Genomic DNA, 12,192 nt, shown 5'->3' with positions numbered 1-12,192 from the left:
GGTGTCGCCGGCGCGGAGCGGTCAGGAGCGGAACGCCGCTTCGGTCTGCGCGGTGTCCTCGGTGCCGCGGTAGAAGACGATCTTCCCGTCACGGAAGGTGAACCGGTGGTGGAGATCCATCGCCAGCACCTTCCCGCTGGCCCGGTGCGTGGCCCGCATGCGCACGACGGTCAGGACGTCGGTGTCGTTCGCGGCGAGGGACACCGGGGTGAACTCCTCGACTTCCATGGTCGAACCGAATTGCTCGAAGAAGTCGGCGACCTCGTCCTTCCCGTGGCGGGCGCCGTACCACGGCGCTGCGGTGGACGTGGTCTCCGAGGCCCAGTCGACGGCATCGTCCAGCCTGGCGAGGATCGCCGGCAGGTCGCCGCTGCCGAACGCCGCGTAGACCGATCTGATCGTCTCGATCATGCTCTGCTCGTTCACCGGACACCTCGCTCCGGTCGACGTCACCCTCTCGTTCCATGCTAGGGCCTGTGCGACGTTGTGATCAGGCGAGCGGTCGCACGAGGTCGCGGCGCCGAGCCGGCTCCGGGTGGCGCCCCCGGCGCCCGTACCGGCAGTGGACCCGTTTCGCTGCGGCCGGGTTCGCTGCCGCCGGTCAGGTTGACCGGATCATAGGATTTGGTGAGGCTGTCGACTCTGGGGCACAGGGGTCGGCGGCGCGGGCACCCATTGGCGCCGGCCCTGAAGACGTGCCGTCGACGGTCCGCTGTTGCGTGTTCGGTGGTGCGACCCTGCGGATGGCGGCGTCCCGTCTCCCGCACGCCGGTTGACTGCTGAGCAGGGCTATGCGTCGCGTAGGTGTCCGCGACGGGCGGCCCGTGGCCTCCGGGCCTCCGGGCCTCCAAACGAACTGCCCCCGGCCAAGAGGGCCGGGGGCAGGGGGCTTCGGCGAGAAACGGGGGGCTCAGCTCTCCTGGTCGGCTTCGTCCAGGGGCGCCTCGGCGAGGGTTTCGACGACCTCGCCGGAGGGGGAGATGGAGTTGATGTAGCTGGGGAGAGCGTTGCTGAGGTCCTGGGCCAGAGTGTCGATGTCCAGACCGAGGAACTGCGCGAGGTTCGCGAGGTAGTCCGCGCCGAGGGTTTCGGTGATCTCGTCGGCGTTGACAGCCTCGTTGGCGCCGCTGCCCAGCCAGCTCGATGTCTGGGGCAGGACGGCGGCGATCTGGTTCACGTCGGCGGAGGGATCCCAGACCTCCGTGGTGGTGCTGGCCTCCGCAATCGCCGTCTTCACCTTCTCGGCGCTGAGGCTGTCGCCGGCCGCCAGCGCGGCGAGCGGCAGGTTGATGCCGGACAGGCGAGGGCCTGCGATCCGGGTGGACATGCTGTCGGAGATCGCCAGGCCGGCGGCGTCGTCCTTGGAGCTGTTGATCCTCTTCCCGGAGGCGAGACGCTCCGCGGCGACGCCCATGGCGCTTCCGGTGATGTTGAGGTAGTTCTGCGTGGTCAAGGACATGATGTTGGTGTTGAGGGTCAGCATGAGAGCTCCACCAGTCTGGTCGGGGACTGAGCTGCCAGAATCCCAGCTTGTCCACGATCCTGTCAGCGAGTTGACGTTCTCTCACTCAAAGTGACCGTGGTGCCTGCCGCTACAGCCGTGCTGCGGTCCCGGGCCGGGTCCGGTGATGCCGAGACCAGGGCGGTGGGTGTTGCCGGGTTGTCCTCACAGCCGTGGCCTCCGCCACCACCTCCCGAGCCGCCCGCGCCTCCGCCACCCGTCTCACCTCGGCCCACCCTTCCGGGTTCGGGTCACGGCACGCTGAGGTCCCTGCTCAACCACCTCTCGGGGCGCATGCGGAAGACCACGCGCTCACCGCCGTACCTCGCTGCCGCGATCTCGACGCAGCGGTCGACCAGTTCGGGAGCGAGATAGTGGGCCGCCACCTGTCCGGCCGACACCTCGGCGCCACGTGCCCACACGCCGACAATCCGTCCCCTGGCAGACCGACGACACCGCCCGCCAGAGCGCTACTCGTCGGTCGACCGCGTTTGCGGTCGGCTGTGGAACGGGCCCCGGTCGGCGAAGGCGTGGGCGGCGAAGCGTTCTCCCATCCGGCGGTACGCGGCCGCGGACGGGTGCAGCCCGTCGGGGAGGTCCTCCACCTCGGTGGGGCCGAGCAGTTCGCGTCCGTCGAGGTAGTGCAGGTGGGGGTCGCGGGTTTGCCTGGCCGCCACGATCCTGGCCAGCTCGTCACGGACCACCTGCAGTGACAGCGCCCCACCGGCCGCATCGGCCGGGTCCCCCAGAGCCTTGATCCTCCCGTCCCGGCCCACCGCGGTCGGGCCGGGACACCCGTCGAGGGCCGGGCAGCTCACCGGTGAGACCACCAGCAGCGGGGTGTCCGGGTGCCCGTCCCGGATCGTGTCCAGGAATCCGTGCACCGCCGGGCCGAAGGTGCGCAGCCGGAAGGTGGCCCGGGCCACGATGTTGACGCCCGTCTTGAAGCTGATCAAGTCGGCGGGGATGTCGCGGATCGTCCGGGCGACGTAGGGGTCCAGCATGTCGTTGCCCGGCTGGCTGAGGTTGGTCACCTCCACGCCGCCGAGCGACGCCGCCACCACCGGCCAGGTGCCGGTGGGGCCGTCGGCTTCGAGGCAGTGGCTGATGGAGCTTCCGTGGTGCACCCATCGGGGGCGGCCGTCGGGCAGGGGCGCCAGGACCTCGCCGTCGGCGCGGAGCGCCACCAGTTCGGTGGGCGTCTGCTGCGGCAGCCACAGCTCGATGGTCTTCATCCCGGCCGGCAACGCGTCGAAACGTACCGTTCCCGGCTCGCCCGGTATCAGCCGCTGGGTGGTTCCGGGGCCCGCCATCCGCACCACATGGCCCAAGGGCGCTCGGCGCCGTCCGGCAGGAGCACCGTCCACCCTCAGTTCCAGCATTCCGGTCGGCCGAGGCTCCGGGTCACCGTCGAGCTGCCCCGTGGAGGTGAGCACCTCGAACTCGAGCACCCGCGCGTCGGTGCGGAACACCAGCCGCACCCCCGAAGGCATCACCGTCCCTCCGTAGACCGACGGGTCCTGGTACTGCGCCTTGGTCCACGCCGGCAGCCGGCGCGGCATCACCCCCGCGGGTGTCGCCTCCAGGTCCAGCGCACCCCGTATCTCGACCGGCCCGTCCACCAGCGGATACTCGCGCATCGCCACCGTCACCATTCCTCAGCTCTGTCCGTCCGGCCGAATCGGTGCTCGACCGGAACCATCGGGCCTCCCACGGACTCCAGTGTCCTGCACCGGAGATCCGTCGTCGGAGCCGTTGTTGCTGTCGGACGAGGAGCGTGCGGCGCTCACGCGGTGGGCCCGCAGAGCGACGCGCCCCCGGGCGTCGGCTCTGGGGGCACGGATCGTCCTGGCCTGCGACGGCCCCGATGTGCCCTCGATCATCGGTGTGGCAAGGGAGTCGGAGATCACCGCGGACACGGTCCGCACGTGACGGCGGCGGTTCCTCGTCGAGCAGCAGATGGGTGACCAGGACGATGATCACCCCGGCTCGGAACGCCAGCGAAACCACCTGAGCGGCCGGGATCGGACGCCCGACCGGTCGTCAGCCGCCGGCCGCTCGTAGGACGCCGTCGTGGCGAGCGGCCGTCCGGTCGGCCGGCCCCCGGCCCAGTGTGTGGCGCCGGGCCCAGTAACCGGCGGAGATCCGGGCCAGCAGCCGGGCGGCCGGGTCGTCGACCGCCTGCCCGGAGGCCAGCGGACCGGAGTAGCAGACGGCGATGCTGTACGGCGGCGCGTCCTGCGGGTACACGATGCCGCCGCTGTGCCGGACCCCGGGGAGCCAGCCGTTCTTGAAGGCGACCCGGGTGCCGGGCGGCAGGCCGGCGGCGAGGTCGACCCGGTGTGCGTTGGCGGCCAGCACGTCGAGCAGCTCCGGCGGCAGCCGCCGCAGCAGTCGGGCCAGATCCGCGGCGGTCACCACATTGACGATCCCCGCCGCCTGTGCGCCGAGGTCGTCGATGCCGCGACCGGTGACGCTGTGCCTGGCCCGTGCCAGGTGCCACTCCTCGGCGACGGCGTCCAGCCCGACGTGGGCGAGGCAGAGGTTGGTGGCGAGGTTCGACGAGTGCACGATCATGCGCTCGGACAGCCACCGCAGGGTGCGCCGCGCCCCCAGCGCCCGCCACGGTTCGGGATCGTCGTCCCGCTCCCGGAGGACGGCGAACCGGGGCCCGTACGTCGCCGAGACGAACGAGTTGTGCACCGGTACCGGGGCGTCGAGGTCCTGTCCGCTGCGGTGCAGCGCCGCCAGGACGGCCACCTTCATCGTGCTGGCCGCGAGATGGGGCGTGTCGGGGTTCAGCGTTCGCGCCGTCGCCGCGCCGAGCGGGGCCACGTGCACCGACAGCACACTCCCGCCGGGCGGCAGGCCCAAGGCGGTAGGCGCCTGCCCCACGCGTGGTGGCACCTCTTCGCGCACCACTGCACCTCCGCTCCGCGATTCCGGCAGGTGTCCAGTCAGGCACTCGCCCCTCGTGCGCAGCAGGGCGCACTCACGGCGCACCGCAGCACCGGTCCCCTCCTGCCCGGCGCCGGGACTCTCGCCGTCATCGGCGCGGACGTGGAACAGCGGCGACCACCACCGCCCCGAGCGCCCGAAGACAGAGGGAAGTGACGCCATGCAGATCCCGCGGGAAGGAGGCTCCAGCGTCGATCCCATCGGCGGTCTCCCGGCTCGCGGCGGTCCGGCGCGCAGCCTGACCGTCGCGCCGGCGCCGGTCCCGGTGGCGCCGGCGCGACGGGACGGTTCGAAGCGGCCCCACCGTCGCCCGTCAGGCGTTCATGATCGGTACCCGTCGTGATACCTGCGAAGCCGGGGGGTGCGTATGGCGGGCAGCCCGACCAGGGTGTCTCCGAAGGCGCGGTGGTGGGGCGTCAGCGGGTACGAGGGGTGCGGTGGCAGGGGGTAGTCGTCACGAAGGACGCCCCGGGGGAGTACTCCCGTGGAGGGGATCGGCGAGGTTTCGCCCGGGTGGGTGAGGTACGCCCAGACTCCGCTGTCCAGCGGTACCACAGCCGCCTCGTCGCCGGGCGGGCGCCAGGGCGCGCCCGTGAGGGGGTGACGAGGGACGAGGAGGACATCGGGACGAGGCGGGAACACGCGGATTCCGGGGCCGGCCAGCCCCACCGAGCGGGTGTCGGGCCCGGCGGGGAGGTACCGGCCGACGGCGTGGCCCAGCAGGTCGGCGACGGGGCCGACGGGGAGTGTCACCGGGCGGTTCCCGGTGGCTACCACGAGGTGGGCCAGCGCGACCCCGACCGCGGCCTCCCAGCGGCGGCTCCACGACCCGTCGGGTTCGACGGGTGGGACACGGTGCTCGGTGCGCCGCAGGTCGTTCCAACCGGGAGGCGGACCGGCCGGGAGTCCCGAGGGACGGCGTACGACCGCGTCGGGCTCCAGCCACACCGCCTGCCACAATCCGCAGTCGTCCATGCGGGTCGCCACGGCCTGCCCGCACCCCTCGCACGCCAGGTTGGGCCCGGCCCGGCCGTCCACACCCCGGCAGTACCCCTCACACTTCTCGGGGATCAGGGCCATGGACCGGGAGTCGCCGGGGGCGATGACGATCCTGTTCCGCGCGCCGAACGAGACGGAGTACACCGGCGCGTACACGCCCTGCCGGGCAGCCGCATCCTCTCCGACGTCCTCCCACAACCGCCAGGGCGGCCCGGTGGGCCGTGGGTCGACGGCGTACGTCGCGGGCTCCATCAGCGGAGGGTGAAGTTCCTCCCAGCCCCCGTGGTGGGTGTGGACGGGGAGGGCGACCCGGGACACCGGCGCCGTCAGCTCGGTGCGGCACCCTGCACACGCGAACACGTCCAAACAAGCTCCCCTCGCTTCCGTTCCCCGCGGATTGTGCCTCGCTCGCGGCGGAGGATCCAACGGATTTCGGAACGGTGCCGGGGCTTCTCTTCGGAGGGCGCGGGCGCCCGCGCCGCCGTGTCGTCCTTCCTTCCTGGAACGCGGATGGGCCCGTCCTCTCCGGGCGGAACCGCCGATCCACCGTGTCGGGCCACCTGCGATCGCAGATCCGGCCCTGCCATGCCACGGAGTCAGTCACCCGAGGAGCGCTCCGCGAGGGCCAGGGCGAGGGTGAACAGGTGGTGCAGGTGGGTGTTGCCGGTGCGGCGGGCCTCAAGCAGCGCGCCACGGAGGTTCATGGTCGCGGCGAGGCGAAGTCCGGTCAGGGGGCGCTGTAGGACCGCGCCGGCGTGGTCGAGATCGTGCAGCCGGCTGTGCCAGTCGACGTCACGGCGGCGCCGCGGCTCGCCGACGGCCAGTTGTCCCGCGTAGGCGACGCACCGGCCGTCGGGGGAGGTGGCGATGAGGCTGAGGTGCTCGGCGCCCGTGAGGGCGGGTGGGGCCGGCCTCGGGGTTAGGGTGTCGGGGTCGAGGAAGTGGACGCGCCCCTCGCCGGGGCCTTGCCTCCGACGACGTCCCACTCCGGTACGGGGAACAGGTGCCGCATGCGCGGCGTGTCCCGTTCGACGAGGGACCGCATGCGGTGGCCGCCGAGCTGCCACAGGGTCAGCCCGCGGCAGGAGCAGCAGCCCGGCGGTACCGTCCGGGCGCAGGTCCTGGCTGCCGGGCGGCGGAAGGACGCCGCCCGGGCTGCTCGCCCGCGAGCTCCGGGTGCGCGCGCAGCGCTCCTGCAGCCTCAGCTGCCAGCCCGACAGCAGGCTGCGCCGGGCCGCCGCCGCGTCGTCGGCCCGCGCCACGAGCGCGGCGTCGCCGTCCAGCTGCGCCGCGACCAGCGCGATCCGGGCGTCTGCGGCCGGCATGGCCTCCGGCCCGCCCCCTCGGGCGCCGTGCCCTCGTCGGGCTGCGCCACGGTGCCGTCCGACGAGTCGGTGCTGGCACGCCCGAAGAGCCTCAGCACGCCGGTCCGGGTGGCCTGCCAGGCGTCCGTGGCCATCGCCCCGACCAGAGCGGTCGATCCTGCGGTGGCCAGCGCCACCAGTGATTCCGCCAGCATGCCCCCGCCGATCCACCGTATCCGTCCTTCCGGCTTCCGGCGTCCATGCCGCCACCGATCCCCGTGCAGGAAACGACAGTTGCGCAACTTCGGCAGGACCTTCCTGCGCGCCCCACGGCGCTCGTGCTGCTCGCCGGTGGAGCCTCGGCGAACACCGCTGGGACGGCCATGGCGAGCCGCCGCTGGGCACTGGTTGCTCGTCCCTGATTGCCGGGTGCGGCCGGGGATGCTGCTCAGATGTCCAAGTCCCTGCCGCCACTACCCCCGATCAGGAGGTCGCCATCGAGTCTGGACGTGGGAGTCAGCGTCAGTCGCATGCGGTGCAGGCCCGGCCGAGGACTGGCACCTGCGGCCGTGTCCGTGACGACGAGCAGGGTGACGCCGTTCTTGGCGCGAGCGTCCACGGAGATCGACACCGTCAGGTCCAGCTCGATCGGTCCGACCTTGAAGCCGACAGCGCTGTCCGAGCTCCGTGCGGCCGCTTCCTCGACCTGCAGCCGTACGGCCTGGACGACGTCAGGCAGGGGAATCAGCGGTTGGTTGCTCATGGTTTGGCGCTCTCCTGTCTCTTCCGGTCCAACTGCTTCGAGCGGGCAGTCGGCGGGTTCCTGACTGGTTGGTCTCGCATCGAAGTCGGCGTCGGCCGATGCGGCGAGTGCCGTCAGCCGGTGCAGCAAGGCGTCCGACTTCACGTCTCCGGGCTGCAGCCCCATGGCATCTGCAACTGCTCTCCTCGCGGTCAGCGACCGGACGAAGCCGACGACCACGGTGCGGTCACCTCCGTTGAGCAGCGAGTTGTACACGCCGTTGGCCTCGTCCAGCCCGGCCAGGGCCTCCTCATCGCGGCCGGCGGTGTGGAGGACCACGGCACGGTTGTGCAGTGCGCGGGCCAGGAGCGCGCCGTGGCGCCCCCGGTCCGATTCGGCCAGCACTCGGTGGCCCTCGACAGCCGCGTCGACGAGATCGAGCGCCTCCACCATCCGTCCTTGGGCGCTGCGGACAGCCGAGAGCAGTTCGCGGGCGGCCAGGGCCAGGGTGCCGGCACGGTCCGCCGGCAGGCTGTCGGCCATTCCGACGCACTCGTCGAGGACCGCGCCGGCTTCATCCCTCGCTCCGACGCGTACCAGGACCGACCCCAGGGCCAGCAGCGCCTCGACAACCTCCCGGGGGCCGGCCCAGGAACGCTGCCAGGCTGTCAGTTCCTGGGCAAGAAGGAGAGCCTGCTCGCTCTCGTCGTTCTCCAGGAAGGCGTCGACGGCTGTACGGAGGGCATCGGCGAACCCGGGGCCGGCGCCCTCGGGGCTCTCCACGGCCTGATCGCGCAGCGAGCCCAGGTAACGCAGTACCTGGTCCGTCCTAGCTCCCATCGTGATCGCTCCTCAGATTGTGCCAGCCCGCCTCCAGGAAGAGCCGCACCACGGAAATGGCCGACTCGCTGTCGGGGAACTCGAACATCCCCAACGGGCTGTCCCACCTCACCGGTTGCACGGTGGGCGGCTCCGGTTGGGGCGCGTCGACGGGAGCCCTGTCCGGGTGCGGCTGCTCGGGATCGACGAGGAGCAAACGGTGGGCATCACCCTGTACGGCGATCAGCGGTGTGTGATCCAGCCTGGCCTGCGCCATGCGCTCCTTGGTCGCCCTGAAGACGGCCCCCAGCTCCTGTCCGCCGGAGTTGGATCCGGCTTCCAGGGCTCTGAGGAAGTGGCCGGAGAAGGCGGTGTAGCCGGAGTCGTCGGAGTCACGGGACGGTTCCTCCGGCCCACTCGACGAGATGACGCACACCCCCTCGGCGTCACCGGGGAGGAAGATCGTCACTTCCTTCTCGGTGAGCCGCATGCCGGTGTCGGCGCCGAGGACCCCGGTCGTGGCAATCCCGCTGAAACAGCAGTCGAGGATGACGATGCGGAGCGCCGCGGATGAGCCCCGCATGATCCGCCGAACCGTCTGGTAGCGGATCCCGGTTGTCTCGATCGACTTCGGGGAGGATGTCGTGGAGGCGAGGTAGAGGTCCTCCTCGATCTTCCAACCGTGGCCCACGTAGTAGAAGAGCAGTACGTCGTGTGCCTGCTCGGACGTCATCTCCAGCATGGCCCTGATGCCGTCGCCGGCCTTGGGGTTGGAGAGCAGGTGGAACCGCTCCTGCGGGAACCCGCGTTCGCCGCCGGGCGACAGAGCACGCCTCAAGCCGTCCAGGTTGTTCAGGGCATTGGGCACAGGACCGAAGCCGTTGCTCTCGGGGTAATCGGCGACCCCGACGAGAAGTGCGGCTGAGTTGGCGAAATCGGGCAAGCGCACCGGGCGATCACTCCGGGCCGAGCCGCCGGACGGCTTCCTCCACTGCGGCGGCGTCTGCGCCCGTGACGGTGACCGACGCACCGTCACGCTCGACGGTCACGGTGACGGTCGGGGATTTGGTCGACCGCCACTGCGCAATCGAGACACCCAACGAGGCCGCGCTGAAGCCGGTGCCGAGCACCAACTGGATGATGTCCATCGCAGTGCCGAGCTGCCCAGGTGCGGGTGGTTGGCGCAGCAACTGCGGCCGGGCGTGTGTGCGGGCGGCGTCGTTGTTGAGCAACGATCTGTGCAGACTCTCCGCCAGCAGCTGGGAGGCCGGGCCGCCCTCCTGAGCCGCCAGGGTGATGGTGATGTCCACAGAATCTCCGAGCGGGGTCGGACGCCGAGTAGGTCGCGAGCCACTATCGCACGGGCGACGATGAGGGGTGGTGGGAACGTTGGATTTGCCGGGGATCGCTGGTAGCCGGCGCTCGCAAACACGAACGAGCGGCTGGCCGGCAAGCTCGCCCGCACCAAACCGCGTTGGTGGAGTCGGGAAGCGTCACCGGCCGGCCCCGTCCGCGCACACGGCCAAGGGCGACGAGGGCCGGCGTCTGCGCCGTGAGCTCGCCGCGCTTCGCGGTCCGGCCCAGGCCATGGACAAGGCCAGTGGGCCGGCGCCTCCGGCGCCGGCCCACTGCACCGCATCCGCCAGCCAGCCCTTGGCCTCCTGGATCGCCCAGTCGTACTCGTCCATCGGCACAGGCCACTCGATCCGAAGGTCCATGACCGAATCCTGCCGCAGATGTCACACCAGGGTGGTCAGTTGGGCGGCGATCCACGGCAGGAGACGTGTGGGGCCCGGTCGACCGCGTATCGGCCCTGCGGGTTCCTCTCGAACTCCGCCTCCCGGTCAGGATCATCCATGCCCTGACCGGCCACCTGCGGTTGCGGACACCATGGGTGACGGTGGCGCTGACGGCTCTGAGGGACGGCGACGGCAAGGCCGCCGATGCCCCGGGTGGAGACGAGGGACCTTGAGGCGTCAGGTGAGGGCCGGTGCCAGCAGGGCGGCGGTCCTCGCGAGCAGTGGTTCGTCGGCCGGGGCGTCGGCGTCCGGTTGGGTGGACAGGACGGCCAGGACGAGGGGCGTACCGTCCGCGGTCCAGGCGATGCCGACGTCGTTGGTGGAGCCGTAGTCGCCGGTGCCGGTCTTGTCGGCGAGGGTCCAGTCCTCGGGGAGTCCGGCGCGCAGGCGGGCGGCGCCGGTGGTGTTGGCGAGCAGCCACGTGGTCAGCTGCCGCCGGTCCCGCGGGGCGAGCGCGTTCCCGAGGACCAGCTTGAGGTGGCTGCGCCCGATGGCGGCCGGGCTGGTGGTGTCCGTCGTACGTCCCGGTTCGGCGGAGTTGAGCTCCGGCTCCCACCGGTCGAGCCGCGTCACGTGGTCGCCGATGGACCGGCAGAAGCGGGTGATCGCCGTGGGGCCGCCGAGCTCGCGGAGCAGGAGGTTGTCGGCGGCGTTGTCGCTGTAGTCGAGTGCGGCGGCGCACAACTCGGCGACGGTCATGCCGTTCGCGAGGTGCTCGGGCGTGCCCGTGATCGGGGCGTAGCCCGACTTGGTGACGTCCTCGCCGGTGTAGCGGATCCGCCTGGCGAGGAACTCGCCGTTGCGGTCGAGGTCCCTCAGCACCGCGGCGACGGTGATGGTCTTGTGCACCGAGCAGATCGGGAAGAGCTCGTCGGCGCGGTAGGTCACGCTCCTGCCCGTGACCGCGTTCCGCGCGAACACCCCCAGCCGGGCGCCGTGTTCGCGTTCGAGGTCGGCCAGCGCCCGGGTGGTGGCGTGCTCGCCCGGTGACGCGCCGGCCGCGTGGGCCGGCCCACCCGTGGACGCGGCTGAGGCCAGTACCGTCCCGGCGCCGAGGGCGAGTACCGCGCGCCGGCTCGGGCGTCCCGCGAAGGTCTTCACGATCGTTGTCCTCCTCTGTCGGTGTATGCGAACAGTATGTGCCGCATTCGCTTCGAAGTCAGGCCAAGGAAAAGCGGGGGCGGTCTGCTTGAGGGTGCGTCGGCGTTCAGCGCGGGAGTGGTGGCCGAGGTCGGGGCCGGTGTCGCCCGCTCGTCCATGGGGCTCGGTCCCGGTGCCGCCCGCTCGCGCGCCGGGCCCGCCGTGGGCCGCTGCTCGGCGCCGTCGCAACGTACTCTTCTGGACATCATATGCAGTTAGCCGATATATGTAGCTGCATGACACAACGCTTCGTGCGACAGTCGACCCTGCCTCGGCCCGTCGCCCTCGAAGAGCACCAGAACGGTCTCGAAGAGCACCAGAACGGTCTCGAAGAGCACCAGAACGGTGCCCGGGAATCCGCAGAGCCCGCCGCCCTCACGAGCGGCCCTTCGGGCCTGCCGGGCCGGGCGGCACTGTGGTTCGAGGAGGCCCGCGGGCGGCGCTGGTTCTGGCCGGCCGCGCTGCTGGCCGGGTACGCGGTGGAGGTCCTCTTCCGGCTGGTGCTGGTCCGGCACCTGAGCTACCCGTCGGTGCACGCGGACGAGGACTCCTATCTCGTGCTGGCCCGGGTGCTGGCCGGGCGGCCGACCACCGAGATGCCGGTCGGCGTGGTGATCCCGGGCGGCTACCCGCTGCTGATCTCGCCGGCCTTCCGGATCGCCGACGGCCCGGTCATGGCCTACCACCTGATCATGGGGATCAACGCGCTGCTGAACGCGCTGGTCTTCCCACTGGCCTACCTGGCGCTGCGCCGGCTGGGCCTGCGCCGGCTGCTGGCGTACGTGTTCGCCGGCGCCACCGCGCTGCTGCCGCCGGTGATCTTCTACTCCGAGTTCGTCATGTCGGACACCGTCCTGCCGGTGCTGATCCTGGCCTGGCTGCTCTGCATGCACGGCTGGCTCAGTGACGGACCGGTCAAGCACCGCTCCT

General features: G+C 71.4%; 13 protein-coding genes. 1 reads left to right on the top strand and 12 read right to left on the bottom strand.

The annotated features are described in order from the left end of the window. Nucleotides 1–21: 21 nt before the first annotated feature. The 12 genes from ACWDRR_RS36005 to bla all read right to left on the bottom strand — a co-directional run bounded on the left by ACWDRR_RS36005 (nucleotide 22) and on the right by bla (nucleotide 11,223). A complete protein-coding gene (locus ACWDRR_RS36005; protein WP_449776482.1) occupies nucleotides 22–426 on the bottom strand; it encodes a nuclear transport factor 2 family protein in 405 nt (134 codons plus the stop codon). Between the two features lie 484 nt (nucleotides 427–910). Next, a complete protein-coding gene (locus ACWDRR_RS36000) occupies nucleotides 911–1,483 on the bottom strand; it encodes a flagellin N-terminal helical domain-containing protein (protein WP_449776481.1) in 573 nt (190 codons plus the stop codon). 269 nt (nucleotides 1,484–1,752) lie between these two features. Beyond that, nucleotides 1,753–1,923 carry a hypothetical protein gene (locus tag ACWDRR_RS35995; RefSeq protein WP_449776480.1) on the bottom strand — a complete coding sequence of 57 codons (171 nt, stop codon included), beginning with the start codon at nucleotides 1,921–1,923 and terminating at the stop codon, nucleotides 1,753–1,755. Nucleotides 1,924–1,971: 48 nt separating this feature from the next. Further along, nucleotides 1,972–3,141, bottom strand: a complete 1,170-nt coding sequence (locus ACWDRR_RS35990) for a GDSL-type esterase/lipase family protein (protein WP_449776479.1) — start codon at nucleotides 3,139–3,141, stop codon at nucleotides 1,972–1,974. Nucleotides 3,142–3,544: 403 nt separating this feature from the next. Continuing rightward, on the bottom strand, nucleotides 3,545–4,396 hold the full coding sequence (locus tag ACWDRR_RS35985) for a serine hydrolase (protein WP_449776478.1): 852 nt from the start codon (nucleotides 4,394–4,396) through the stop codon (nucleotides 3,545–3,547). A gap of 384 nt (nucleotides 4,397–4,780) precedes the next feature. Then, nucleotides 4,781–5,710, bottom strand: a complete 930-nt coding sequence (locus tag ACWDRR_RS35980; RefSeq protein WP_449776477.1) for a hypothetical protein — start codon at nucleotides 5,708–5,710, stop codon at nucleotides 4,781–4,783. Nucleotides 5,711–6,054: 344 nt separating this feature from the next. Beyond that, entirely contained in the window at nucleotides 6,055–6,783 is a 729-nt protein-coding gene (locus ACWDRR_RS35975) for a hypothetical protein (RefSeq protein WP_449776476.1), read from the bottom strand. Between the two features lie 427 nt (nucleotides 6,784–7,210). After that, nucleotides 7,211–8,344, bottom strand: a complete 1,134-nt coding sequence (locus ACWDRR_RS35970) for a trypco2 family protein (protein WP_449776475.1) — start codon at nucleotides 8,342–8,344, stop codon at nucleotides 7,211–7,213. After that, nucleotides 8,334–9,272: a caspase family protein gene (locus ACWDRR_RS35965; protein WP_449776474.1), complete on the bottom strand. Its 939-nt coding sequence runs from the start codon at nucleotides 9,270–9,272 to the stop codon at nucleotides 8,334–8,336. The genes ACWDRR_RS35970 and ACWDRR_RS35965 overlap by 11 nt, the downstream gene beginning before the upstream one ends. Nucleotides 9,273–9,279: 7 nt before the next feature. Further along, the gene (locus ACWDRR_RS35960; RefSeq protein WP_449776473.1) at nucleotides 9,280–9,633 is read right to left on the bottom strand and encodes an effector-associated constant component EACC1; all 354 of its coding nucleotides are present in this window, start codon (nucleotides 9,631–9,633) and stop codon (nucleotides 9,280–9,282) included. 183 nt (nucleotides 9,634–9,816) lie between these two features. Then, nucleotides 9,817–10,041, bottom strand: a complete 225-nt coding sequence (locus tag ACWDRR_RS35955) for a hypothetical protein (protein ID WP_449776472.1) — start codon at nucleotides 10,039–10,041, stop codon at nucleotides 9,817–9,819. A gap of 258 nt (nucleotides 10,042–10,299) precedes the next feature. Beyond that, a complete protein-coding gene (bla, locus tag ACWDRR_RS35950) occupies nucleotides 10,300–11,223 on the bottom strand; it encodes a class A beta-lactamase (RefSeq protein WP_449776471.1) in 924 nt (307 codons plus the stop codon). A gap of 275 nt (nucleotides 11,224–11,498) precedes the next feature. On the opposite strand from bla, the gene ACWDRR_RS35945 reads away from it, so the two are divergent. Continuing rightward, nucleotides 11,499–12,192, top strand: a 694-nt coding sequence (locus ACWDRR_RS35945) for a phospholipid carrier-dependent glycosyltransferase (protein WP_449776470.1), incomplete at its 3' end; no start/stop codon positions are given.

This window comes from Kitasatospora sp. NPDC003701 (assembly GCF_053587085.1).
The sequence above is the reverse complement of the archived record's forward strand: the minus strand, read 5'-3'. Positions and strand labels throughout refer to the sequence as shown.